Genomic DNA, 26726 nt, shown 5'->3' on the forward strand with positions numbered 1-26726 from the left:
TACTTCTTTATCATAAAAATATTACTTTAGTTATTCTTTTAATAAGGAAAAAAATATATTAATACATAAACCGAAATTATGGTAAAGTATATATACAGTGGCTATGGCGGACATAACTCATAACCAAAGCATAATCGATACCTTAAGTAACTTTATCATTTGTTAATTTTACATTATGTGATTGTTATTTATGCAGCAAAGCGAAATCTACTTTTTCGGAAAACTAAATCAGTCTCGTGATTTTATTGTTTCTGAAAATCTCCAAACTAATGATAAAAACTTTTGGGATGGATGGTTTGATCGTTGCAACAACCAAGACAAACTCATTCCGTTTACCCGAAAGACGCTTTCTGTATCGCGGATTTGGCTGTTTTGCATTAAACTGCCTGATAGCATTACCTATATTGGGCTAACGGCACTCAGTTCAGACCAAACAGGTCGACAATATCCTTTTGTACTGTTCCAAAAACCTTATCCCCTTCCAGAACAGTTAAAATCTATTAATTTTTTCTCTCAAAACATAGATTTTTTTAACCAAACATTAATAAATGGTAAATGTATTATAACAGATTGTTTAGGTACACTTTATAAGTCTGACTATCCGTTACCCGAGTCTTTCCTTAATTTTTTATCTAAATCAGATAACCTTGGCAGCTTTTGGCTGGAGTGCGAAAGCGGTTATCATATAGAAAGAGACGGAGAACCCACCTGCTCTCTATTCAATAAAATATTTGGATGATAAATAGATGAATACATTTCCCTTATGGGCAGAACCTATTTCCGCTGACACCCCCGAAGGGGTAAATATTGAATACGACAGCCGCTTTTTAGAGCTTCAAAGCGCTGCCGAAGGGAAACCGGAAAGGCAATATGGCGACACCATCATCCCTGCTGAAGAGCCTGATTGGGCAACAGTAGAGAAGCTGTGCAATCAATTGCTGGCTGAATCGAAAGACCTTCATGTTTTGTCCTATTACACACAGGCGCTCACTGCAAAACATGGCCTGGTTGGCTTTTGCGCCGGTTGTGAAGCCATCAAAACCAATGTGGATTTGTATTGGAAATCCCTATATCCCAAGCTCGAAGATGAAGACGGCGAACCCGATCCGTTTTATCGAATCAATGCGCTAAGTGCATTCACTACGCATGACGGCATCGCCAAAGAAGTATTTTCAGCCAAATTATTAGTAAACGGACTGACCCAACAGCCTATTACCGTTAAAGAAGCAGTTTCTGTCTTGCAAGGTAATGACCCGCAAAGCTATCCGGGCGGCAAAGAACGTTTGATGCTCGATATCAGGGTAAGTGCCGATACCGGCAAACCGGAATTGATTGCCTTAATCCAAGCATTAGACCATCTGAAAGATATTCAAAACACTTTCTCGACCCAGCTGCAAGACGAACACTCACTCAATTTTGAAGTGATTCAAAAACCGCTTACCCTGATCCACAAAGCCATCAATTACAACGATGGGAATACCCCGCAGCTGCAACAGGCTGAACAAACAGAACAACCCGCTGAAACGCCCGTTTCAACCGTTGCTCAAGAGCAATCGACCCTTCAAGAAGCGGATGCATGGCGTCGTCTGAATATCAAAAATCGGGCTGATGTCGATTTGGCTTTGGAAAAAATCTGCATTTACTTTGAAACGCTGGAACCCAGCCACCCTGCCCCGTTATTTATCCGCAGGGTACAGCGGCAAATGAATATGAACTTCTACGACATCATGAAAGATATCAGTCCTGAAAGCATTGCCAATCTGGAAGTTTTGATCGGGAAGCAGGACGAAGAAACGGGAACTTCCAGCGAATAAGCTAGTCTATCCGCAATATTTAAAGTTCGTTTAAATAAACAACTTTTATCATTTAAAGGTCATTGAATATGTCACGAAACAAATCATCCGGACAAAAATTTATTGCCCGCAACCGGGCGCCTCGCGTACAGATTGAGTACGATGTAGAACTTTACGGTTCTGAGAAAAAAATTGAGCTTCCATTCGTTATGGGTGTGATGGCAGATTTGGTCGGTAAACCCGTAGAGCCGCTACCTGAATTGGCCGAACGTAAATTTTTGGAAATTGATGTAGATAATTTCGATGAACGCATGAAAGCCCTCAAACCGCGTGTCGCATTTAATGTCAAAAACACGCTTACCGGGGAAGGCAACTTGAATGTAGAGCTTGAATTGGAAAGCATGGATGATTTCTCTCCGGCAGCAATAGCCAAAAAAGTAGGTCCTTTAAACGAACTCCTACAAGCGCGTACAGAGCTTGCCAACCTGCTTTCATATATGGATGGTAAGAGCGGTGCTGAAGAATTAATCGGAAAAGTCTTGGGAGACAGTGAGCTGCTGAAAAGCCTTGCAGCCGCACCTAAAGCAACAACCAAAGACGAGCAGTAATTTCAGATGAAATCAATAAAGTGAGCGTGAATCATGACTGAAAAGCAATTAGACATCCAAGGGGACAGCGGCGCGAAAAGTGTGTTTGCTGCAAATGAATTTGAACAGCTGCTGCAAAAAGAATTCAAACCCAAAACTGAAGAAGCCAAAAGTGCTGTCAATAATGCCGTAGCGACACTGGCACAGCAAGCTTTGCAAAACGCCATTACTATTTCAGACGACACTTATCAAACCATAGAAGCGATTATTGCAGAGATCGACAGAAAACTTTCCGAACAGATCAATTTGATTCTGCATCATGAAGATTTCCAAAAGCTGGAAGGCGAATGGCGCGGCCTACATCATTTGGTTACCAATACCGAAACCGATACTTTGTTGAAAATCAAAGTATTGCCTATCTCCAAAAAAGAAGTTGCCCGCAACTTAAAACGCTTCAAAGGCACCGCTTGGGATCAAAGCCCCCTATTCAAACGTATTTATGAAGAAGAATACGGCCAGTTTGGTGGCGAGCCTTTCGGCTGTTTGATTGGCGACTACTATTTTGATCACTCTGCACCCGATGTGGAAATGCTCAATAGTCTTGAAAAAATTGCCGCCGCTGCACACTGTCCGTTCATCGCCGGCGCATCCCCCAAACTGATGCAGATGGAATCTTGGCAAGAGTTGGCCAATCCTCGTGATTTGAGCAAAATTTTCCAAAATGCCGAATATGCCCCATGGCGCAGCCTGCGTGATTCCGAAGATTCGCGTTATATCGGTTTGGCTCTGCCACGTTTCTTATCCCGTCTGCCTTACGGTGCCACAACGAATCCTGTCGATGAGTTTGACTTTGAAGAAGAAACTGAAGGCGCGGATCACAACAAATACACATGGGCCAATGCGGCTTATGCAATGGCGGTAAATATTAACCGTTCATTCAAATATTATGGTTGGTGTACCTCAATCCGTGGCGTGGAATCCGGCGGTATCGTTGAAAACCTTCCCTGCCACACATTTCCGACGGATGACGGCGGCGTGGATATGAAATGTCCAACCGAAATCGCCATCAGCGACCGCCGCGAGGCCGAATTGGCAGCATTGGGATTTATGCCGTTGATTCACCGTAAAAATACCGACTTGGCCGCGTTTATTGGTGCTCAATCACTGCATAAACCGTCTGAATATTATGATCCGGATGCTACCGCCAACGCCCGCTTGTCTGCGCGTCTGCCTTACCTGTTTGCGTGCTGTCGTTTCGCGCACTATCTGAAATGTATCGTACGCGACAAAGTCGGTTCGTTCCGCGAGCGTGAAGACATGGAACGTTGGCTAAACGAATGGATTATGAATTATGTAGATGGAGACCCGATTAACTCCACTCAAGAAACAAAAGCCCGTAAACCGTTGGCCGCTGCTGAAGTGGTTGTGGAAGAAGTTGAAGACAATCCCGGATATTACACTTCCAAATTCTTCCTGCGTCCGCACTACCAACTCGAAGGCCTTACCGTTTCATTGCGCTTGGTTTCCAAACTGCCTTCGGCTAAACAGGAATAGTCGGGTTTGGTTTATTTAGGTGGGCATGCTCATGCCCTGTTGTTAAATCCCTTAATTTTTTTAACCTTTTAACAAGGAGAGTAAAAACATGGCTATTGATATGTTCATGAAAGTTGAAGGTGTTAACGGCGAATCAAAAGATTCCAACCACAAAGACTGGACCAACATCGAAAGTTTTGACTGGGGTGCCGAGCAACCCGGTTCGATGACCAGCGGTGGTGGCGGTGGTGCCGGTAAAGTCAATTTCAATGACTTGACCGTAGTTGCCGCTATTGACAAAGCCGCTCCGACCATTCTGAAAAACTGTGCTACCGGTCAACACTTGAGCAAAGTAGAAATTTCTGTATGCAAAGCCGGTGGCGAACAGATCGAATATTCGCGCACTACTTTGGAAGATGTCTTGGTAACCGGCGTGAAATTCATCGGTGTACAAGACAACGATGCACTGAAAATGCGTTATTCATTCCAAGCTGCCAAAGTGAAAAACCAATATTGGGAACAAACCGATAAAGGTTCTAAAGGCGCTGAAGTTCAAATGGCCTTCAACATCAAAGAAAACAAATCCGCATAACCACTATGCGCATTTAACTGCAGAAGCCTGGCTTAAAAGGCGTTTTAAGTCAGGCTTTATTACAATAAATTTACTTTTCAGACGACCTCCGTCCTCCTGAAAAGTTAATCGGGTTTCAACTATTACACACTTTATACAAATAAATAAGGAGTTGCTGGGATGGATTTGAAGACTAAATTAACGGACATGATTGAGCTTGTACGTTCAAATCCTGACAATCAGGAACATCGTTTGGCATTGATTCAATACCTCTGTCTGAGTGCCAAATGGGAACAGGCTTTAAAGCAAATCGGGCAATACCAAAAACTGTTTCCCGATACTCAAAAGCCTCTGATGCTCTACCTTATTGAAAACATTTCTGCCGAAATGCGTCGTCAAGCAGTCTTGGAAACACAGCAAAAACCCAAAACTCTGGAACAGCACGCAAGCAAACTCGATATTCTTCAAAAACAACTCTCTTTAGTTGCTCATGTTGCAGAGAAAAAAAACTCTGCCCTCACTGCCGACTACGAAGCCTTATCCGACTGTATCGACGGTACACCAGCGCACATCACTTATCTTCTGGCAGATAAATCAGTTGCCGAAACCGACAGCAACTGGATTATGGACGGCGACGTACGTACTGCTTTTGTTTATGAATTCTTCTATCAAGGCCACTACTATTGGCAAACTTGGGACTCTATTGAAAGTATAGCTTTCAAAGCACCAAGCTCGTTGCTCGACATCATCTGGAGGTCGTCTGAAATCAAATTTACCGACGGCGAATGTATCCAATGTACCAGTCCTGCCCGCTATGCTGTTTTGCCGGATGCAGAAACCGAATGGTCGGATATGTTGATGAACTGCTCGCAAACAAACTGGATAGAAGTAGCCGAACAGCTCTTTACAGGCATGGGTCAAAAAAACCTGTATACCGACAGCCATGATTTTGGTCTCTTGGATATTCGCAATATTAAATTCGGACAACAGCGTTAAACCTTATCCATCCTCCGACTACCGCAATCAATCATGTCGCAATTCAGAAACCAACTGCTGCCTTCTTTGTTTGACAGACTGACAGATGAAGAGCCGCGCAAAAAAAAAGAGGCACGCCCCGATCAGGTCATCAATCTTGACCAATATCGGCAGGCAGTGCTGCGCGATATTCTTTACCTGCTGAATACCTGCAACATGCAAGCGGAAACCATGGAGAAAGATCTGCCTGTTAACGTGCGCTCGTCCACACTCAATTACGGCATTCCACCCCTGTCGGGAGTGAATTTCTCCGACATAGAATGGCAAGATGTAGAACAAAACATCAAACAAGCCATCATCGATTTCGAACCACGCCTTGAAAGCAAAACCCTGCAAGTTATCGTGAATACCGTAGACGATGATGACGATGCTTTACACAACAAACTTATTATTGAAGTCAAAGGTTACCTGAAACTCAATCCTTATCCCAAAGAGTTCCTGCTACGAACCAGTATGGATGTTGAGACCGGGTTGTTTGACTTGTTAGATGGGGGAAATAGGTCTTGAATAACAAATTATTGTCTTACTACAATAAAGAACTGACCTTCCTGAAGGAAATGGGCAGGGAATTTGCACAGCAATATCCCAAAATCGCCTCCCGATTGGCACTGGATACAACCGACATCCCCGACCCTTATGTCGAAAGGCTATTGGAAGGTGTAAGCTTTCTCACTGCCCGCACCCAACTCAAGCTGGATGCGGAATATCCCCGTTTCGTACAAAGAATCTTGGAAGTCGTTTACCCAGACTTCATCAATCAGCAACCGGCAGCAGCTATTGTCAATTTGGAACCTACCGGTCAATACAACGCCGACGTGATCAATCTACTGGAACGTGGCAGAGTATTGCGCTCATTACCCATCGACGAATTCAAAGTAAGTTGCCCGTTTTCCGTAACCAAAACCACTGAAATCCTACCTTTACGCATAGAAAAAGCCAAATATACCGATTCGCTCGGCTATTTACCAAGTACGCTTCCCGCGCTCAAGGCATCTGCCGGGAAAAAAGTGCAATCTGCCTTGCGTTTGGACTTCTCACTCAGCGTACCTGGCGCATGTTCGGAAATGTTGCCGGATGAATTGTCTGTGTTTTTAGGTACGGAACTTTCTAAGTCATCTGCACTGCTGTTTTTACTGGCCTCCGAATGCGTGGGCGTCGTTTGCCACAGTTATGAGAACCCCAAACAATGGTATTACCCGTTGTCCTCCAAACCGGAACATCGGGGATTTCGGGAAGATGAAGCCTTATCGTTTAATTTGGACAAATCCGTCAGCGCATTCCGGATTATGCAGGAATACGCGCGCCTGCCGGAAAAATTCCTGTTTGTCGCTCAAAAAGATATCAAACAGGCTGTCCATCAGGCTGAGAATGACGGACATTTGCCCAAAGTACCCGAACATTTGGAAGAAATCGTAAACGATAAGGGTGTCAATAAAAAAATCATTACCTATCGCAAACGTTATTTCAGCCTTTCATTTTTATTCAGCAACAAAATACCTGAATTGACAGAATTGATCGGTGTAGAGGATTTTTCCGTCAATGCGGTGCCTGTGGTAAACCTTTTCAGAAAAAAAAGCTCCCGCTTCCCTGTAAACATCCAAGACCAGGAACACCACGTCATCATCGACCGTACACAACCTTTAAATTATGAAATCTACGCCATCGAACAAGTAAAAGGTTTTGACACCAACAACCGTCAAACCGTTGCATTTTCACCGATGTACAAAGCGCCGGATATGGGGCTCTTCCCCGAAGCCCAAACTCAGCATGCTTATTTTTCAGCACGGCGTGCAGACAGAGTCCCATCGGAAAATTCTGTCAAAAATGGCTTCCGTTCTTCCTACTTGGGCAGCGAAGTGTTTTTGTCTCTGGCCGACAATCGGGATTACGCTTTCAATTCCGGCATACAGCATCTTTCCGTAGATGCCTGGTGTACCAGTAGGGATTTACCGCTGATGATGCCGCGTGACGGAGAGTCCGATTTCCTGATTGAGGGTTTCCTGCCGGTTAACTCTATTAAGCTGATTTCTAAATTGACACGTCCTCAAGCGGCTGTGAGTGAGGATCGGACACTTTGGTCGTTTTTAAACCAATTAAGTTTAAACTATCTGTCATTGTTAAACATCGACCAAGAAGATGCACCCGTCACCTTAAAAGAGCTTTTAATGGTGTTTGTTTCTTCTGAAAATGATTTGCTGAAAAAACAGATTGAGTCGATCACACGCATTGAGACCTCCATTGTGAACAAGGTAGTCCGTCATTACGGAGTTGCAGCACCTGTTCGAGGCATCAAAATCACGGTTACGCTGGATGAAGCGCAATTGGGCGGTATCCATCCCTTCCTGTTTGGCTCAGTTTTGAACCATTACTTCCAACGTTTGGTGTCGATTAACTCATTCATACAGCTTCAAATTGACACGCTCCAACAAGGACATATGGCTACTTGGCCGAATGCTGTTGGAGAGAGGGTAATCGTATGAGTCCGGTTAACGCTCAAACAGATTTTGGCGACGCATTGGACGATACATGGGATGAAAAACTGACGGGCTTTTTAAACAAAGTTGCCTCTCAGCCCTATAAATACGATTATTTTTCACTCTTGCGCCAGCTTGAGTCTGTCAAATTTGTCACCGGCAGGAAATTATTGGGTAAGGCCGTCAGCCCGAAAATGGAAAAAATAAGGATTCGCCAAGAGCCATCGCTTATTTTTGCTCCCCGCAACGTCCAATCGGTTGCCTTATCGCCACGTTATGTGGAAATTTCCATTAATGGATTCGGTTTGTTTGGCCCATCCGGCCCCCTGCCCCTGCATTTGACCGAATATGCCTATGAGCGTCAACACCAACACGGCGACCGGACATGGACCGGTTTTGCCAATATGTTGCAACACCGTCTGGCTGTCTTGTTCTATCGGGCATGGGCCAACGCTCAGAGCATCATTTCTTTAGATAAAAATGCTGAAGACCGTTTTGGGAAATATATCGCCAGCTTTAATGGGCTGGATACACCGGCCATACATAACAAAGGCTTAATCCACGAATTTGCCAAGCGTTATTTTGCCGGCCTACTGATGAAGCAAAGTCGTTCGGCAGCCAATCTTCAGCAATTACTCAACCGTTATTTCAAAGTCCCCGTTACCATTCAAACCAATGTTGGGTATTGGGTTGAGGTTGCGGAAGAAAAAACGCAAATCGGCATCATGGGTAACTATACGCTGGGAGATGGCCTGCTGCTGGGCGACAAGCTTTACAATGTTCAAAGCAAATTCCGCATTATCATCGGTCCGCTTACCCTACCCGCTTACCGATCATTCTTCAAAGACGGTATCAATACCGCCCGCCTACGGGAGTGGGTAAGGCTGTTTGCCGCAGATGAATATGAATGGGATATACAGCCTGTTTTAATGCAAAAAGAAGTACCGCTCATGGACTTAGGCGGACAAACACAACTCGGCTTAACAACTTGGCTGGGGAATGTTTCCCGTGATGCCGAAGATTTGATCGTCAGCAACCATTAAACAGCTTTTTCAGACGACCCCTTTGGTGAGAAAAGCTTCTTTCAAACTATTTTTAGACATACTTGGAATAACTTAATTAAGGACACATCATGTCAAACATCAGCCGCAGCGTATTATTTGGCAAGTTGAATACCACCTTGTATAAAACTCTGGAAAATGCCTACACCTTCTGCCGTCTTCGTGAAAACAGCTACGTTGAGTTGGTTCACTGGCTTCATTCACTGCTGCAAACCGAGAAAACCGATATCTTCTGCCTGATCAACAGTTTTAATTTAGACGAATCCAGAGTCCGAAAAGATGTATTGACAGCGGTTGAAAAACTTCCTGCCGGTTCTACTGCCGTTATCGATTTTTCCGAACATATCCAAACCCTTGTCGAGCAAACTTGGACATACAGCTCGCTCAAATTCGGTACCGACAAAATCCGTACTGCTCATATTTTCTACACCATGCTTGAAAATAAGACTTTGCAGAGCATTTTGGCCAATATTTCATCCGAGTTCCTCAAAATCAAACCTGAAACATTGGCGAACAATATTATCGCGATTACTGCAAACTCTGAAGAAAATCTTGAAGTTACCCAAAATGCCTTATCTTCGGAGCCTAACGCTACCCACAAAGAAAGTGCCTTGGCCAAATATGGCAGCAATCTCACTGAAAAAGCCAAAAATGGCGAAATAGATCCCCTGACAGGTCGCGATACCGAAATCAGACAAATGATTGACATCCTGATGCGCCGCCGTCAAAACAATCCGATTCTGACAGGTGAGGCCGGTGTCGGTAAGACAGCCGTCGTCGAAGCATTGGCATTGCGTCTGGCGGCCGGAGATGTTCCGCCCGGATTGAAAGACGTTCAATTAATCCTGCTGGATATCGGTTTGCTCAAAGCCGGGGCCAGCGTCAGCGGAGAATTTGAATCACGCCTTAGAGCGGTTATGGACGAAGTGGAATCCAGTCCGACCCCAATTGTGCTCTTTATCGACGAAATCCATACCTTGATTGGTGCAGGCGGGGCAGCCGGTACGGGCGATGCAGCCAACCTGCTCAAACCTGCGCTCGCCCGAGGCAAACTCCGTACCATTGGCGCGACAACATGGGCAGAATACAAAAAATACTTTGAGAAAGACCCTGCCCTGACCCGCCGTTTCCAAGTGGTGCAAGTGGATGAGCCCGACGAAAACAAAGCCATCAATATGCTTAGAGCATTAAACGCTTCTTTGGAAAAACACCATAACGTGATTATTCTTGATGAAGCAATTCAGGCAGCCGTAAAACTTTCCCACCGCTACATACCTGCACGCCAACTTCCTGATAAAGCTGTCGGTTTGATTGATACCGCTTGCGCGCGTGTTGCTGTCAGCCAGCATGCTGTTCCCGGCAGTATTGAATTTTTGCGGAAGAAATCCGAGGCATTAAAACTTGAACAAGCAAATTTGGAACGTGAGAAAAAACTCAGTTTCGATTCTGAAACACGGATAACCAATATTGGCAAAGAATTAACTGAAGTCGAAGGTCGTCTGAAAAAATTAGAAGACAGATGGAAATCTGAAGCAGACTTGGTTACTGAGCTGTTAGAAGTACGTGAACAAATCATGCAAGCGGAAGAAGGAACGGCTGAGAAAGAAACCAAGCAGCTGCATACCCGCCAAAAAGAGTTGGTTAACAAACTGAAAAAACTGCAAGGTATCCAACCGCTGGTTATGCCTTTAGTGGATAGCCGTACCGTTGCTGACGTTGTAGCTGACTGGACAGGTATTCCCGTCGGTAAAATGATGAAAGACGAAGTTGAAGCGGTCTTGCAACTTGCCGATACTTTAAACAAACGCATCATTGGCCAACGTCACGGCTTGGATGCAATCGCCCGTCGTATCCAAACATCACGCGCGAATCTGGATAACCCCAACAAACCTATCGGTGTTTTCATGTTGGCAGGCCCTTCAGGCGTGGGTAAAACCGAAACAGCATTGGCTCTGGCCGATACATTGTACGGCGGTGAACAAAACGTAATTACCATCAATATGAGCGAATATCAGGAAGCTCATACCGTATCCACCCTAAAAGGCGCGCCTCCGGGCTATGTCGGTTATGGTGAAGGCGGTGTACTGACCGAAGCCGTTCGACGCAAACCTTATAGCGTCATCTTGCTTGATGAAGTGGAGAAAGCACATCCAGACGTGCATGAAATCTTTTTCCAAGTATTCGACAAAGGCTGGATGGAAGATGGTGAAGGCCGTTATATCGATTTCAAAAATACCATCATTATCCTAACTACTAATGTAGGTACGGATTTGATTATGGATATGTGTGATGACCCTGAAATGCTGCCTACTCCGGAAGGTTTAACCAAAGCCTTGCGTGCCCCCATGTTGAAAACTTTCCCTGCCGCACTACTAGGCCGCATGCAGGTAATTCCCTACTATCCGTTATCCGACGATATGCTCTCAAAAATTGTGGAATTGCAATTAGGTCGTATCGTAGACCGAATTAAAGATAACCACTGTATTGACCTTCACTACACGCCAGAAGTGCTCAAGCTGATTACTTCGCGCTGCACAGAAGTTGAGTCAGGTGGCCGCATGATTGATGCGATTCTGACCAATACAGTTTTACCGCAAATCAGTCGTGAACTGCTTACTTGTGCAACTCAAGGCAAACAAGTCTTAAGTGTAAATATTGATGCAAGTAACCATGACTTTACTTATCAATATAAATATAAACCTCGCAAGAAAAATACTTTATAATTTTAGAAAATATTAAAAAAATTTAGTCTTTCTAATTAATTATAACGAACCTATTTATTTCTCCAGTAGTCATATATTGCATGACTGATTGAAGTATTTGTTGTCAAACGTAATCAATACTGATGGACTTGAAGGCAATTTAAGATGCATAAACAACTAATAAAATATATATCATTCTTAATGATATCCTTAATGGTAAGCTCATGTGCTTCCGACCATAAACCGCCTAAAGAATCTGATGAGAGCGGAGAAAAAATTGATGTACAAATCATAGTTTCCCCTGATGCGAATCCTAATATAGTTGGCCAACCTTCTCCCATCAGATTGGATTTATATCAGTTGTCTTCTGACGGGGAGTTCAAAAAATCAAACTATTTTGAACTTACCAACAACGCCAAAGAAAATTTAGGTGAGAAGTTAATCCAGCAAAACCAATTCATGCTGCATCCTGATACAGTTACCATATTGCCGATTAAAATGGATTCCCACCTGAAATATCTGGGTGTAGTCGCAAGTTATCGAGATTTGGATAACAGTCAATGGCAATTGGTATTATTGAAGCAGAAGAAAAAATGGTATCAGTTTGGCAAACATTATTTCTATGTAAATGTCGGCAAAAATAAATTAACCCAGTTATCAAAGTCAGAAATGAAGGACTTGTTGAAAGAATATAAAGAACGACACCCTGACGATAAAAAAATTAAAGAAAATGGAAAAACTCGTAAATACGGCAATGACCTTAGTAAAGGCGTTTTCCGTGAAGAAAAATAATAACTAAAAGATTAAGGATAAAAGGCATGGCAATAGAAGCAAAAGTAGTTTGGTCGGAGGGTATCTTTATTACCCCTCAACATTTCCAACAATTTGAACGTTACCTTGAATCCGGTCTACGCCAATTAGCCGTTTCTCAAGAGGGTCATTTTTGGGGATTCTCTTCGCTGGTATTAAATTCAGACGGCCTCAAACGGGGGGTAATCGGTATTAATGAAGCAGAAGGTGTTTTTCCTGATGGTTCTGTATTTTTATTCTCTCAAAAACAGCTTGAAAATTTGAGTTTAAAAGTCCCTGCAAATATTAAAGACACCAAAATCTGCCTTGCCGTTACCCTGCCTTCTTCTGTAAATAATGAAATTTATTTCCCAGATCAGGATTCTTCAGACTCATGTCGCTACAAAGCCTTTAATAAAACTCTAGCAGACACTACAAATACTGAATTAGATGGTCGCCAAGTAACACTGGCAGATCTTAATCCGATGTTGGTTTTAGAAAATGACTTAACCAGTGGACAAACTGCCCTGCCCATTGCGCTTATCCGATCCAGCTCTGCAGACTTTGAAATTATTTTAGATGAATCATATATCCCGCCTTGCCTCGGAAGCCAAAAACAACCACACCTGAAAGCTTATATTTCAGAAATTTATGGTTTATTGATGCAAAAAAGCAATAGTCTGGCCAATGCAGTGAACGATCCTAATACTGGCGGCTCTGTTGAAGTTATGGATTTCATGATGCTTCAAACCATTAATCGTTATTTGGCATATTTGCATCATGAAAATGAAGGGGCACGACAAACGCACCCTGAACAATTATTCATTAATTTATCCAAACTATGTGCTGATTTAATGACCTTCCTGCCTTCTCGCAAAGTAGGCGATATCCCTGTCTATGAGCATAATGACCTAGCCTCATGCTTTGGCAAATTATTTTTCAATCTGCGTAAATCATTATCCATCGTTCTTGAACAACGTGCGATTAGGATTCCGCTGGATATGCGTGATGAAGCCACTCGCGTTGCTCAAACACCAGATCAAAGCCTATTGGATAAAGCCTCATTTGTCCTTGCTATCAAAGCCGATATGCCGAACGAAGCATTGCGCCAAAAAATTCCGAGCGTAGTAAAAATAGGTACTGTGGAGAAAGTAAAAGAATTGGTTGCTTACCATCTGCCTGGAATCAGGGTTCATGCTTTGTCTGTAGCACCCCGAGAATTGCCATACCACAGCGGTTATGTCTATTTTGAATTGGACAAAAAGCACGAGCTGTGGGACATGTTTGATACTTCATCAGGCATGGCCTTCCATTTAGCCGGTAATTTTCCGAATTTAGATGTTGAATTTTGGGCAATCAAGTCTTTAAGTTAATTTGGTTCAATTTGGAATTTCATTATGGATAACCAGAATAATGCTGCTCACAGCACCGCAAATATTTATAACCCATTGATTGAGGCGGCCAAACCGGTTTTTATCTTAGTCAATGCGATGCAGCAGACTACCAGTCAATTGTCTACGGACAGTTTGATCAACAAATTTTCTCTCTTAATCAATAATTTTGAAGAAAATGCTGAAAAAAATGGAGCAAGATACGACGCTATCCAAGCTGCAAAATACTGTCTATGTACATTCGTAGATGAATTGGCTGTTCGTGCAGGCTGGGCAGATGAAACCTGGTCAAAAAACAGTCTGTTGGTATCTTTTTATGACGAAACATGGGGCGGGGAACGTTTTTTTGAGATTATTCAAAATTTGAAACAGGATCCGGATAAGAATATTGATTTATTAGAGTTTATGTACTTGTGTTTGCAGTTTGGCTACAAAGGCAAATATCAAGTGTTAAATAGCGGCGAACTCGAAATCGACAAAATTAAAAGAGATTTGCTCGCCTTAATTCATAGTAAACGACCGGATCAAACTGCCGATCTTTTCAAACACAATCCAATAATCACAAATACTATCCAACGAAAACAAAGGCTTTCTATTCCTTTATGGGTTGTAGGTGTTTTAGGGGCAGTCGTCTTGGGGGTGGGCTATTTTGCAATGCAATGGTCTTTAGGTGATGACTTTGATGTTGCCAGTACAAAAGTTAACAATCTCAAACTCCCTTCTGTTACGGCTAAACAGCAAGAAACACAAAGTACTGTCCGACTACGTCCTTTATTGGAAAATGAAATTGCTAGAAAGCTAGTCTCTGTAGAAGACTTTCAAGATAGAAGTACAGTCACTATTTTGGGTGACGGTCTCTTTGAGTCTGGTTCTGCACAAATTCAAGACCAATATTACCCTGTTTTGGCAAGAGTCAGCCAAGCTTTGGATAGCGTAGAAGGGCAAATCGTAGTGACGGGATATACTGACAATCAGCCCATTCAGAGCTTGAACTTCCCATCTAACTGGCATCTCTCTCAAGCTCGTGCAGATGCAGTAAAAGAAATTTTATTGAATTACATCAAAAATGGCGGAGTTCGTATTCGTTCAGAGGGACGTGGTTCGACCGATCCTGTTGCTCCAAATGATACTTTGGAAAATAGAGCCAAAAACCGAAGGGTTGAAATTACCCTATTCACAACTGGAACCGGCCCCAAACTGGGTAGTGAAGTAGAAGTAAAAACCAATACTTCCACTACTCAGCCAAGCAGTGATGTAAGTACACATCAATAATCTGAAATTGGATTGATACGGAAAAACAAATATGAAAAAAATTCTTTATTTTCTAGGCTCCCGTTCTTTATGGGTAATGCTGGGTATCGCCGGTCTGATTATATTGGTATGGTTTATCGGCCCACTGATTTCCATAGGTGAAATCCGTCCTTTAGCAAACAAGACTATTCGCCTTGCCGTGTGTGCAGCCATTATCGGCATTTGGTTGGCTAAAGCCATATTTCGCCAATATCGTGAATCACGTCGAAACGCTGCCTTACTGAAGGAAATTCGTGCAGCACAAGAACCCATTTTAAAAAATGCAAGCGATGTCAGCTCAATGAGCCGTCAGTTTGCCGAAATGGATAAAGTACTGAAAAACGCAAAATTTTCCAGATCTAAAAATAGTTTATTGGCAAGATTGGAAGAGGGGCAATATCTTTATCAAATGCCGTGGTACGTTGTTTTAGGTGCTGCCGGTTCTGGTAAAACAACAGCATTAAAACGCTCTGGTCTCAATTTCCCTCTAGAAAGCACTTTAGGAACATCTGTAAGCGGCTTGGCAGGGACACGCGATTGTGATTGGTTTTTATCCGATGAAATCGTACTTCTCGATACTGCAGGCAGATTGTCTTTACATGACAACCACAGCAATAAAGACTCCAGCGACTGGGAGGAATTTGTATCCCTGCTGAAGCGCTACCGCCCCAAACAACCTATCAACGGTGTAGTAGTTACCGTAGGCGTGGACGACCTTTTAGGCGGTAAAACCAATATTACCGAAATTTCTGCAGAACTTCGCAAAAGAATCCACGAAATGCATACCAAATTAGGTATACATTTCCCTGTTTATCTTATGATAACCAAACTGGATTTGCTGCATGGTTTTGACAAATTCTTCAATCATCTGACGGAAGAACAAAGAAACCAATATTTGGGTATTTCTCTTTCTGATACAGAAGGGATGGAAACTCCAATTGCCACTGCTTCCAATGCTTTATCGGAAGTTGTTGATAAACTGCGCTCTTCTATGTTGGGCACCATCCATCAATTGGAATCTTCTGAAGATAAAGCAGCGGCTTTTGCTTTCCCTGAAGAATTTGAACGTCTTAATCAGGCGGTACTTTCTCTATTTAAAGAATTATCTAAATCTTCAAAATTTGAGCAACCTATCTCGTGGAGAGGTGTTTATTTCTCAAGTGGCACCCAAACGGGACAACATTTCAATCCCATCTTGGATGGCTTGCAAAACGATTTCCAATTATCGAAAAAATACTTGGATTCGGATCGAACCAAAACTCAAAATAACGAGCGAAGCTTTTTCCTGCACAGACTGTTCTCTGATGTCATCCTTAGTGAAGCAAACCTGGCGGGAGAAAATAAATCTTGGTTTGTCAAAAAACAAATGCTCTATTGGTTAGGCATTGGAGCTATTGTCACCATAGTCGCTGCCTGCTTAGCCATGATGCTGAACAGTTATTCGAATAATCGCTCATATCTTGAGCAGGTTGGCGATAAAGCAACCAAACTGGGTCAAGAGGCGAAGAAATACACTGAAGCTCCCGACCTGCTTAAAGCAGTAACATTTGCAGAACATGTCAAAGATACAACCAGCAGTAGAGAGATTCCCGATCTGTCTTCTCCTCCCCTCAGCTATCGTATGGGCCTTTATCAAGGCGGGCAAATGGAAGACGTTGGGGAATCTGCCTACCGAAGAATCCTTCAAGACAATGTGATGCCGTTAATCAGTTTCAAATTAGATGAACTTCTGCGTACAACCAGCGGCTCAGACGGCATCAATGGTTACAATGCTTTAAAAGCTTATCTAATGATGTACGACAAAGAGCATTTTGATGCCGCTTTTATGCAAAACTGGCTGATGACTAATTTGTCTAAAGCAGAATCTTCAGGCATGAGTGAGCAACAGAAAAAATCTCTTGAGAAAGCTTTAAACCAAATACTTTCCAAACAAAGCATTACTCCCAGCGTACCCTATGATGAAGAATTGGTAGAACGCCGCAGGCAGGAAATTGCACAAAGAGATATTGCCACTATGGTACTGGAAGATACCATCAACACAGTTGCTCTCTCAGGCAAAGAAGGAATCACACCTGTTTCTTTTTCAAGCATGGGCGGCGTACAAAGCCACTTATTGTTTCGTCGCAAAACCGGCGGAGCTTTAAAAGAACCGATTAACTTCATTTATACCAAAGAGGCTTACATTACCAAAGTCTTGCCTACTATGGTCAAGTCGGCAGAACAGTTTTTTAATGAAGACAACTGGGTATTGGGTAGTTATGCATCACAAAGCCAAAGCAAAGCTTCTGTTCTTTCAGATGCTCAAAAGCTTTATTTCGGCAATTACATCAAGGCATGGAATAACTATTTGTCTGATTTGTCATTGGTTACGCCCAAGTCATCTCGAGAAAGTATTCAGATTGCCAAGCTTTTATCAGAGAAAAATTCTCCTTTAGTCAATATTATCAAAGGTATCAGCGACAATACGACGCTTACCATTGATAAAAAGATAACGGATAAAGCAGACAGTAAAATTGCCGACTGGTTAAATAGAGCAGGACTGTCAAAGCTCCTAGATGCTGAAGGAGAGGCTAATGTAAAAAATGAATTGTCTGCTTTAAAACTGGCCACTCCTGTTGATGATGCTTTTGCGGATTTCCATAGTTTAACTGAAACCACAAATGATCAACCTCCGGCTATTAACAGCGTTACTGAAGCCATTAATGATTTGTACGTTTATTTGGTTGCCGTTAATGTCGCAGTCGAAAAAGGGGTAGATTTGCCTCCTGATGATCCGTTTGTGAAATACAAAGCTGAAGTAAACCGTCTTCCTATGCCCTTCCGCCCAATGTTAGACAGCTTTTCTGAGATTATTTTGAAAAACACCGACAAAATTGTTGATGAAAAGCTCATGTCCACCTTGGAAAAACAGTTGGCAACCGTAACAAACAGTTGCCAAGAAATACACGAACAGGGTTACCCTTTTGACAGAGGTTCTGAAAACAATGTTGCCTTAGAAAGCTTCACCAACATATTTGGTCCAAACGGCATGTACAGCAAGTTTACCAATTTATCAGGTGAAGCCGCCGTATTGGCACGTTCAGAAAAACTGGAAACCTTGACTGCTAAAAACAGCGCATTTAAAGACCGTTTTTCCAGGCTGAACGACATAGCGGCAATCCGACAAGGATATTTTGACAAAGGCTCGGAAACACCCACTTTTGACTTTACAGTCAAAGTCTTGATTCTTGACTCCAGCTTGGAAAGTGTGAATGTTTCTTATGCAGGGAAAAGCTATGTATACAGTCACGGTCCAGTCAATCCTGCAACCTTTACTTGGCCTTCAAAAGAAGAAAACGCCTTGGCAAAAATAGATATTTCCTCTCCTCAAATCAATAGTGCGGGTATCAGTTCAACCGGACCATGGTCAATATTCCGCCTGATTGAAAAAGGGAAAATCATTCGCCAGACAGGAAACACTACCGTTGTCGAATACAACATCCAAGGCAAAAACGTTGTACTTGAATTTACTACTTCCACAGCCTTCAATCCCTTTAATTTAAACAAATTAAGGAATTTTCAGTGCGTTTGATGGTCATAATGAGAATGTAAGCAGGTCGTCTGAAACCACTCATTCCAACATGCTTCTGCCGCAACCCTATGCATGATTGAAAATAGAAAAACCGACACTCAAGCGAAATTGGTTTTTAATGTCAACAAGGAATTTCCCGAAATGAATAGAACAGTCGTTGCTCATACACCTTTGGGATCACAACTTTTATTCAAAAAAATGCTTGGAACAGAATTTGTTTCCAACCTTTTTGAATTTAATATTACTTTGGTTTCCAAAGATTCCAATTTACAAGGCAAGGATATTATCGGTCAGCCTATAACATTGGAAATTGACACAGAAGCAGGCAGTCCGCGCTATTTGAACGGTTTGGTGACTGACTTCGGCTATATCGGCGAAGATGAAGACGAAGAAGACTATCATGCCTACACCTGTACAGCCCGTCCGTTTATGTGGTATCTCACCCAAAATACGGACAGCAGGGTATTTGTCGACAAGTCCGTTCTGGATATTGCCAATGAAGTCTTGTCGCCGTTCGGCTTCCCCTTCCAGGTAAAATGCCAAAAAGGCTATCGTACCAGAGGATTTTGTGTCCAATATCAGGAAAACAGTTTTAATTTCCTAAACCGCCTGTTTGAACAGGAAGGCATCTACTATTATTTTACCCACAGCAACGGTTCGCACGAGCTGGTTATCGCTGATGATGTCGGTACTCTAGAAGCCATCCCTTCTCCCAACATTCCTTACCATTCCAAAAATACTGCGCCCGGCGCACCCAACATCGCCTATATCGATGTTTGGGAGGAACGTGATGCCTTGAAATCCAGTCAGTTCGTGACTCAAGAATACAACTATAAAAACGCCAAAGTCCCAATGAAATCTTCTGATTCGGTTCACGATTTCAGTTCTGTTCCTATGGAACATTATGATTTTTATACCGGCTTTAGCGATGTATCCGAAGCACAAAATTACAGTCAGGTGCGCAGTGAAGATCTGAAAAGCCAAACCAAGATCATTACCGGTTCGGGTACTGCATTGACGGTGGCTCCGGGTTATACGTTTATCCTGAGTAAGCACCCGCACTCGTCATCCAATACCGAATACACCATTCTGAAAGCAGATTATGATTTTGAAGAAGCCGGCTATACTACCGGCGACCGTATCGGCAAATTCAGAATTTCGTTCCGCGTATTACCCAAATCCTACCCATACCGCCCTCCCCTTAAAACGCCGAAACCCAAAGTATTGGGTACACAGGCGGCTACGGTAACAGGTCCTGCCGGAGAAGAGGTTTATACCAACGAGTATGGCGATATTAAAGTCCAATTCCATTGGGACCGCTACGGCAAAATGGATGAAAACAGCTCCAACTGGGTTCGGGTAACGCAAGGTTCTGCCGGAGCAGGATACGGCTCTATCAACACACCGCGTATCGGTGAAGAAGTGCTGGTTGACTTCATCAACGGCGATGCCGACCGACCGATTGTATTGGGTCGTCTGTACAACAGCGCAATGTCGCCGCCATGGGGCTTTCCTGCCGCGGCCAAGCAGTCCGGTATCAAAAGCAAGAGTTTCAATTCGCCATTGTCCAACTTCAACGAATTGATGTTCAACGATACTGCCGGTTCCGAGATGGTCAATTTCCAAGCGCAAAAAGACCTGACCTCGCTGGTTAAAAATAACGAAACCCGTAACGTCAACAACGACCGCACCACCACTATCGGTAACAACGAAACGGTTACGGTAGTAGGCGATCGGGCGAAAACCGTCCAAAAAAACGAAACGGCTTCGATTACCCAAAACCGCACAAAATCGGTGGGTCAAAACGAGACCTCCAGCATTACCCAAAACCAAAGCATTAGTGTGGGTGACAACCAAAGTACCAGCGTAGGTAAAGACCAAAGCGTCAATGTGGGTAAAAACCGCAGCCGTTCTGTTGGCTTGAACGAAAAAGTAGGCATAGGTCAGAGTCAAGCGTTGACTGTCGGACAAGATCAGAACGTTGCTGTCGGCAAAAACCAAGCACTGACCGTCGGTGCCAACCGCAACAAGACCGTTGTTGCCAACGAAGTCAGCAGTATCGGCGGCAACAAACAGGAAACCGTCAGCCTGAACGGCATGAACAATGTCGGCATCGGACAGATGACCAACATCGGTGCCGGCTATATGCTGAACGTCGGTGCAGGCTGGATGACCAATGTCGTCGGTGCAGAAATGCATAGCGTCGGCTTAGTGATGGGGCTCAACGCCGGTATGAACATCGGCCTCAACGCAGGTCGAAACATCACCCTGTCCGCAGGCAAGAAAATTACCATACAAGTCGGTAGTTCCATGATTTTGATTGATAAAAACAAAATCAGCATCGTCAGCAAAACGATCAAGATCGTCGGCACCAAAGTAGTGGACATCGACGGCAAAAAAGTCGATATCAACTAGAGAAGATATGCCATGTTTGAGTTGCAGAACTTTACCTGCTTTCATACGCAGCAGTTTAAAAACATCGACCAAACAGATCGGGCTTATGATGTAGTCGTCGCCAAAGTCAGCTACGAGTTTGAAATTGACCCGGAAACAGGAAAAACGGAGCTTGCGTTTGCCCGTAAGCAAACGCCGCTCACGTTTGCCGATACCTATTACGGCGATCCTTCGCAAACCTCGACTCAGTTTGAAAGCGACTTCAGCCTCTACAAACCCAAAACCGACTTGGTTGTCAATGCCACCGCCTATGCACCCGACGATGTCCCCTCTCGGCAATTCACCGTATCCGTAAGAATCGGCGATTACCAAAAAAGCCTGGCGCTTACCGGGGAACGTTACTGGGTGCGGGAGGCGGCAGGATGGTCTTTGAGCGAACCCGACCCTATCCTTTCCCTGCCTATCCGCTATGAGTTTGCCTTTGGCGGCAGCGCAGTCGAAGATGACCACACAGGCTATCAACAAAACGCCATCGGTATCGGCTACTATCCGAAGGCCGAACTCAAAAAAAACGGGTTCAAGCGGACACTGAAAGCGCATCAAATCTACGACCCCGCACACCCCGTGCGAGATCCGTCCTATAAGGCCGCGCCCGAAGGCTTCGGCTTTATGCCCCGTTATTTCGCACTGCGAGCCAAACATACCGGCACTGCCGATGCGCAATGGATAGCCAACCGTGCCCCGCTACTGCCTGAAGATTTTTCTATGGCTTATTGGAACGGCGCCCATCCCTCGCTGCAGCTTCCCCATCTGAAACCCAACCATATTTACGAACTGACTTTTACCGGTATGGTGCATTCCTTCCAAGCCCCCAACCAACGATTTACCGTTGATTTGCCGGTAGAAACCGTGTTCGTCCACGCCCATACGGCAACCAACTCGTCATTGTGCAAAGATATGGTATTGGACACCATCCTCGTCGATGTAGAACAACGCCGCATAGATTGCAGCTACCGCACATCTTTTCCGGAGGAACTGGAAATTGCGGCATGCCAGCTCAGATTCATCGCCCGACACGAACGGGCAGATCAAATCGCGGCCGCCCAAGCTTGCCGGGATTCGCAGGATGAATTTATCCCAATTCCGCCATCTTTGGCAGCACACGTATAAACCACACATAGGTCGTCTGAAACCCTAAGTCCTCATTCATCCAGCTTTCAGACGACCCCATCCCCCAACAGGAGCAAGCCGCCATGGCATTCAATAAAATCGCCCGTAAAGACAGCGACTTCTATGTAATCTGTACCCTCCCCGATTTCTGTTGGGCGCCCCCTCCTGCTCCTCCTGTCACACCGCCCATCCCTTTCCCGCTCTTCGCCGACCTGGGCGGCGCCAAAACCGTCGCCAAAGACGTCCGCCTCAACCGCAAGCCCGCCTTCGTCTTCAAGGCCAGTAAAACCAACCGCACTACCGGTGACGAACCCGCCCTTCCGGGCCGCAAGGGCATACTTTCCCGTACCGCCACCAAACCCGCCTGGCCGATGATGCACTCCTCTTCGGTTAAAATCCGTAAGCGCCACATCATACGCGCCGGCGATATGTTCCACATGAACAACAAGTTCAAGAAGAAACTGCCGCCCAAACCCTGTATTTCCTGCAAAGCTGCCGCAGGTGCCGGCCGCCCGGTCAATCCGATACACGGGCTGAAGTTTTTGGAGGGTGAAACCGATTTTGCCTTTGAGGGCATCCTGCCGCTGGTCTGGAGCCGCAGCTATTATTCCGACCAAGACGGTACCGGCTGGCTCGGCGAGGGCTGGAGCGTGCCCGGCTGCCAACGCATTATCCGCGATGCGGCGGGATTGGCCTATATCGACGATCAGGGCCGTCTGTTCCCGCTGCCGGAAGTCGATGAAGACGATGAGGAACCGGTATTGTTCGAGAGCGAACAGATCTGGTTCAGTAAAAATCCGGACGGGCATTATGTCATTGCGTCGCTGGACGGTTCGATAGCGCTGCGTTTTGCGCCTTTGGTGGTGGCGGAAGACGGTTCGGACGAAGATTCCACCCTCTTCCCGCTGGTGGCGGTGGAAGACGCCAACGGCAACCATCAGCGTTTCGTCTATCATCCGCTGACCGGTCTGCCGCAATACGTCATCGACGGCAACGGCCGGGTGTTCTCGCTGAACTTCGGCAATGTGGCGGATGAACAGTCGCCCAAAATGCGGCTGCTGTCGGTGTCGCTGCTGGAGGGTTTGCCCGCCTTCGGCGAAACGGTCCGGGTCGGCAGTCCGCTGGTCCGCTACGAATACAACGGCAGCGGCGACCTGCTGCGCGTCATCGGCCGCGACGGCAACGTCAAACGCAGCTTCGGCTATAAAAACAACCTAATGGTGTCGCACACGGATGCGGCCGGATTGGTATCGGAATACGAATACGACCATTACACCCCGACCGGCAAGGTGTTGCGCAACTGGACGTCTTTGGGCGAGGAATGGCGCTTTACCTATCACGACGGTTATACCGAGGTAACCGACGTGTTGGGCCGTACCGAGCAATATCATTACGATTACAACAACGAGTTGACCAAACGGGTATTTGCCGACGGCAGCACCGTATTGATGGAACGCGACGGTTTGGGCCGTCTGCTCAGCCACACCGATGCGATGGGGCGCGTTACCCGTTATCAGTACAGCAACGAAGGGCAGGTAGAGGCCATCGTCCGCCCCGACGGCGCCATCCTGCATTTCGACTATGACGACTGCTACCGCCTGATCCGCAAAAGCGATGCGGAAGGCCGTTATGACGGCTATACCTACGACGAAGCGGGCAACCTGCTGACCCATACCGACCCGCTGAAGCATACCACCCGTTTCGAATACGACGACAACGGCCTGTTGCTGTCGGTAACCGATCCGAACGGCAGCAGTACCGCCTATCACTATAATGAAAACCGCCAGCCCGACCTCATTACCGACTGCTCCGGTTACGAAACCCGTCTGGCCTACACCCCCGAAGGACAGTTGGCGCGCATTACCGATGCGCTGGGACAGCACACCGAATACCACTACGACGCCGACCAAAACCTCACCCTCGCCCTCTATCCCGACGGCAGCAAAGAAACCTTCGGCTACGATACCGCAGGTCGTCTGAAAACCCATACCGACGGCGAAGGCCATACCACTTCCTACGAATACGGCCAAGACGGTCTGCCGACCCGACGCACCAATGCGCTGGGCCATACCTTCGGCTACCATTACGACAAAGCCCGCCGCCTGGTCGGCCTCACCAATGAAAACGGTGCGCGCTACCGCTTTGCCTACGACGTCCTCGACCGTCTGATTGCCGAAAGCGGTTTCGACCATAAGCTGACCGGCTACCGCTACAACGCCGGCAACGAGCTGGTCGAGCAACGCGAATTCGGCGACGACGCCTCCCTCGCCGCCAAACTGATGGCGCAACTGTGCGGACAGCCCGTCCCCAAAAAAGACGCCGCCCCGCTTTCAGACGACCTCGACAGCCAAACCCCGCTGCGGATTACCGAGTTCAAACGCGATATATTGGGACGCCTAATCCACACCCTCGCCCGCGATAACGACAAGGTTCAGGAAACCGCTTACCAATACGACTTGGACGGTAACCTCGTCCGCGCCGCCAACTGCCACAGCATCACCTGCTTCGACTACAACGAAAACGGCCAACTCATCGCCCAGCACCAATGGAAGGTGCCGAGCAAAGAAGAGAACGCCCGAAACGGATTGCCCGACACCGACTGGCGCGATGCGCAGTACGATATGCTGTACCTGCCCGTTACCGAAACCGTCCGCTACCACTACGACTTCAACGGCAACCGCACCGCCACCGTCCTGCCCGACGGCAGACAGATCAACTACCTGTACTACGGCAGCGGCCACCTGCACCAAATCAGCCTCGACGACGAAGTCATCACCGATATCGAACGCGACAAACTGCACCGCGAAATCTACCGCACACAGGGTAAACTCGCCAGCCGTTACGAACTCGACCCTTTAGGTCGTCTGAAAAGGCAAATCGCCACCCTCAATGATTTGACGGAAGGCGGAAAAGGCAAAACCAAAGTAGCGGCGGGTTATGGCCAAACCGCCGTCAAACGCAGCTACGGCTACGACCGTACCGGCAACCTGACCCACAGCACCGACCAGCGGACGGGAACGACGCATTTCGAGTACGACAAACTCGGTCGAATCACCAAAGCCGGCAGCGAACTATTCGCCTTCGACCCCGCGCACAATATCCTTTCAGATGGCCTCAATGCCATCCCCGACAACCGCCTGAAAACCTACAACGGCACGACCTATTACTACGACGACCTCGGCAACCTCATCCATCGGGAACTCGCCGACGGTGAAGTGCAGAACTATTTCTACGATCTGCACGACCAACTGGTTAAGGCCGAAATCTTCAAAAAAGACGGTACAAAAGAAACTTGGTTCTACACCTACGACGCCTTGGGCAGAAGGATAGGCAAAGGTCGTCTGAAAAATGAAGAAGTTTCAGGTAGCCTCGAAAACCACACCCGCTTCGTTTGGGACGGCAGCCATCTGCTGCAGGAAATCCACCCGGACGGCAGGTATACCTATATCTACACCGACCCGGATTCCTACGAGCCTTTAGCCCAAGTCCGCGACTGGACAACCGAAGACGGCGAAAACCGACAACAAACCCACTACTTCCACTGCGACCAAATCGGCATCCCGCGTGAGATGACCGATAAAGACGGCAATCTTTTATGGTTCGGCAACTACACCGGCTGGGGTCGTCTGAAAGAGGAAACCCGAGTAACGGATAGCGCCTACCAACCGTTCCGCCTGCAAAACCAGTACGCCGACCGTGAAACGGGGTTGCATTACAACTTCTTCAGGTATTATGAGCCTGATGCTGGACGGTTTGTGAATCAGGACCCAATTGGGTTGTTGGGCGGGGCGAACCCCTATCAATTTGCATCGAATATCACAGAGTGGATTGATCCTCTTGGGCTAGTGAAATCTTCTCAATCTGGTGGTCTTAATTGGAACTGGAAGGGAGTTGGAGACAGACAAGCTCATGTTATAGATAATCATGGTTCGGTTAATCCCAACAAGCCCAAACAAAGTATCTTCAAACAAAAACCTGTTCCAACAGTTAATAAGGCATGGAAAAAAAGAATGAAAAAGAATCGTTGTCCTGACAGTTCAGATAACGATACAGATACATATAACGTAGAAATGAATCAGCCAATCGGCTATGACAGAGATACAGGAGCAATTCTTACAAAAGTCAAAATTATTGTAATGAAAGGCACCAATAAAATTATTACAGGATACCCATCATGATAAACACTGATTATTTTTGGTTTAGAGAATGCCCCATATGCGATGGGCAGGGTAGATTAATTATAAAAAAAAATATTGACTCTAATAAATTATTTCTCTGTTGCGATGAATGTATGAGTTGCTGGGAAAATGAGGATGACTTAACTCAACAAAGAAAAAAATTTATGGAATATTCTATTAAGTCAAA

At 45.5% G+C, this 26726-nt stretch carries 17 protein-coding genes; all 17 read left to right on the forward strand.

Features of this window, described 5'->3' with window-relative positions; translation table 11 throughout:
* Window positions 1–190 precede the first annotated feature (190 nt).
* The 17 genes from tagF (at window position 191) to H3L95_RS13805 (ending at window position 26539) form a co-directional block, all read left to right on the forward strand.
* Window positions 191–739 (forward strand): type VI secretion system-associated protein TagF, encoded by a 549-nt coding sequence (gene tagF, locus H3L95_RS04900; RefSeq protein WP_003761721.1) that lies wholly within the window; start codon window positions 191–193, stop codon window positions 737–739.
* Window positions 740–746: 7 nt separating this feature from the next.
* On the forward strand, window positions 747–1814 hold the full coding sequence (gene tssA, locus H3L95_RS04905) for a type VI secretion system protein TssA (RefSeq protein ID WP_003761723.1): 1068 nt from the start codon (window positions 747–749) through the stop codon (window positions 1812–1814).
* A 68-nt stretch (window positions 1815–1882) separates the two neighbouring features.
* Window positions 1883–2401, forward strand: coding sequence for a type VI secretion system contractile sheath small subunit (gene tssB / locus H3L95_RS04910; RefSeq protein WP_003761725.1), 519 nt, complete (start codon window positions 1883–1885; stop codon window positions 2399–2401).
* A 33-nt stretch (window positions 2402–2434) separates the two neighbouring features.
* Window positions 2435–3934, forward strand: coding sequence for a type VI secretion system contractile sheath large subunit (tssC, locus tag H3L95_RS04915; protein ID WP_003761727.1), 1500 nt, complete (start codon window positions 2435–2437; stop codon window positions 3932–3934).
* 88 nt (window positions 3935–4022) lie between these two features.
* Window positions 4023–4505: an Hcp family type VI secretion system effector gene (locus H3L95_RS04920; RefSeq protein ID WP_003761730.1), complete on the forward strand. Its 483-nt coding sequence runs from the start codon at window positions 4023–4025 to the stop codon at window positions 4503–4505.
* Between the two features lie 159 nt (window positions 4506–4664).
* Complete coding sequence (locus tag H3L95_RS04925; protein WP_003761732.1) at window positions 4665–5480, forward strand: type VI secretion system accessory protein TagJ; 816 nt, start codon at window positions 4665–4667, stop codon at window positions 5478–5480.
* Window positions 5481–5513: 33 nt separating this feature from the next.
* On the forward strand, window positions 5514–6026 hold the full coding sequence (gene tssE, locus H3L95_RS04930) for a type VI secretion system baseplate subunit TssE (protein ID WP_003761733.1): 513 nt from the start codon (window positions 5514–5516) through the stop codon (window positions 6024–6026).
* Window positions 6023–7999, forward strand: a complete 1977-nt coding sequence (locus H3L95_RS04935) for a type VI secretion system baseplate subunit TssF (RefSeq protein WP_003761736.1) — start codon at window positions 6023–6025, stop codon at window positions 7997–7999. The genes tssE and H3L95_RS04935 overlap by 4 nt, the downstream gene beginning before the upstream one ends.
* The gene (gene tssG, locus H3L95_RS04940; RefSeq protein ID WP_003761738.1) at window positions 7996–9036 is read left to right on the forward strand and encodes a type VI secretion system baseplate subunit TssG; all 1041 of its coding nucleotides are present in this window, start codon (window positions 7996–7998) and stop codon (window positions 9034–9036) included. Before H3L95_RS04935 ends, tssG begins: the two co-directional genes overlap by 4 nt.
* Before the next feature lie 89 nt (window positions 9037–9125).
* The gene (gene tssH / locus H3L95_RS04945; RefSeq protein WP_003761740.1) at window positions 9126–11777 is read left to right on the forward strand and encodes a type VI secretion system ATPase TssH; all 2652 of its coding nucleotides are present in this window, start codon (window positions 9126–9128) and stop codon (window positions 11775–11777) included.
* A gap of 144 nt (window positions 11778–11921) precedes the next feature.
* On the forward strand, window positions 11922–12548 hold the full coding sequence (tssJ, locus tag H3L95_RS04950) for a type VI secretion system lipoprotein TssJ (RefSeq protein WP_003761742.1): 627 nt from the start codon (window positions 11922–11924) through the stop codon (window positions 12546–12548).
* A gap of 26 nt (window positions 12549–12574) precedes the next feature.
* Window positions 12575–13918 carry a type VI secretion system baseplate subunit TssK gene (tssK, locus tag H3L95_RS04955; RefSeq protein ID WP_003761746.1) on the forward strand — a complete coding sequence of 448 codons (1344 nt, stop codon included), beginning with the start codon at window positions 12575–12577 and terminating at the stop codon, window positions 13916–13918.
* Window positions 13919–13942: 24 nt separating this feature from the next.
* Complete coding sequence (tssL, locus tag H3L95_RS04960) at window positions 13943–15208, forward strand: type VI secretion system protein TssL, long form (protein WP_003761748.1); 1266 nt, start codon at window positions 13943–13945, stop codon at window positions 15206–15208.
* Between the two features lie 31 nt (window positions 15209–15239).
* On the forward strand, window positions 15240–18797 hold the full coding sequence (gene tssM / locus H3L95_RS04965; RefSeq protein ID WP_003761751.1) for a type VI secretion system membrane subunit TssM: 3558 nt from the start codon (window positions 15240–15242) through the stop codon (window positions 18795–18797).
* 72 nt (window positions 18798–18869) lie between these two features.
* Entirely contained in the window at window positions 18870–21212 is a 2343-nt protein-coding gene (locus tag H3L95_RS04970; protein ID WP_003761753.1) for a type VI secretion system Vgr family protein, read from the forward strand.
* A 12-nt stretch (window positions 21213–21224) separates the two neighbouring features.
* Window positions 21225–22361: a DUF2169 family type VI secretion system accessory protein gene (locus H3L95_RS04975; protein WP_182096222.1), complete on the forward strand. Its 1137-nt coding sequence runs from the start codon at window positions 21225–21227 to the stop codon at window positions 22359–22361.
* An 83-nt stretch (window positions 22362–22444) separates the two neighbouring features.
* Complete coding sequence (locus H3L95_RS13805) at window positions 22445–26539, forward strand: RHS repeat-associated core domain-containing protein (protein ID WP_182096223.1); 4095 nt, start codon at window positions 22445–22447, stop codon at window positions 26537–26539.
* The last annotated feature ends 187 nt before the right edge of the window (window positions 26540–26726 follow it).

The sequence above is a fragment of the Neisseria sicca genome, from assembly GCF_014054945.1.
Taxonomy (GTDB): Bacteria; Pseudomonadota; Gammaproteobacteria; order Burkholderiales; family Neisseriaceae; genus Neisseria; species Neisseria sicca.

What these genes read in the sequence shown, in the direction of transcription:
- tssC (WP_003761727.1), top strand. Translation starts at nt 2,435, where the DNA reads ATGACTGAAAAGCAATTAGACATCCAAGGGGACAGCGGCGCGAAAAGT.
- H3L95_RS04970 (WP_003761753.1), top strand. Translation starts at nt 18,870, where the DNA reads ATGATTGAAAATAGAAAAACCGACACTCAAGCGAAATTGGTTTTTAAT.
- tssJ (WP_003761742.1), top strand. Translation starts at nt 11,922, where the DNA reads ATGCATAAACAACTAATAAAATATATATCATTCTTAATGATATCCTTA.
- H3L95_RS04975 (WP_182096222.1), top strand. Translation starts at nt 21,225, where the DNA reads ATGTTTGAGTTGCAGAACTTTACCTGCTTTCATACGCAGCAGTTTAAA.
- tssL (WP_003761748.1), top strand. Translation starts at nt 13,943, where the DNA reads ATGGATAACCAGAATAATGCTGCTCACAGCACCGCAAATATTTATAAC.
- tssK (WP_003761746.1), top strand. Translation starts at nt 12,575, where the DNA reads ATGGCAATAGAAGCAAAAGTAGTTTGGTCGGAGGGTATCTTTATTACC.
- H3L95_RS13805 (WP_182096223.1), top strand. Translation starts at nt 22,445, where the DNA reads ATGGCATTCAATAAAATCGCCCGTAAAGACAGCGACTTCTATGTAATC.
- tssE (WP_003761733.1), top strand. Translation starts at nt 5,514, where the DNA reads ATGTCGCAATTCAGAAACCAACTGCTGCCTTCTTTGTTTGACAGACTG.
- tssB (WP_003761725.1), top strand. Translation starts at nt 1,883, where the DNA reads ATGTCACGAAACAAATCATCCGGACAAAAATTTATTGCCCGCAACCGG.
- tssM (WP_003761751.1), top strand. Translation starts at nt 15,240, where the DNA reads ATGAAAAAAATTCTTTATTTTCTAGGCTCCCGTTCTTTATGGGTAATG.
- H3L95_RS04920 (WP_003761730.1), top strand. Translation starts at nt 4,023, where the DNA reads ATGGCTATTGATATGTTCATGAAAGTTGAAGGTGTTAACGGCGAATCA.
- tssA (WP_003761723.1), top strand. Translation starts at nt 747, where the DNA reads ATGAATACATTTCCCTTATGGGCAGAACCTATTTCCGCTGACACCCCC.
- tagF (WP_003761721.1), top strand. Translation starts at nt 191, where the DNA reads ATGCAGCAAAGCGAAATCTACTTTTTCGGAAAACTAAATCAGTCTCGT.
- tssH (WP_003761740.1), top strand. Translation starts at nt 9,126, where the DNA reads ATGTCAAACATCAGCCGCAGCGTATTATTTGGCAAGTTGAATACCACC.
- H3L95_RS04925 (WP_003761732.1), top strand. Translation starts at nt 4,665, where the DNA reads ATGGATTTGAAGACTAAATTAACGGACATGATTGAGCTTGTACGTTCA.
- tssG (WP_003761738.1), top strand. Translation starts at nt 7,996, where the DNA reads ATGAGTCCGGTTAACGCTCAAACAGATTTTGGCGACGCATTGGACGAT.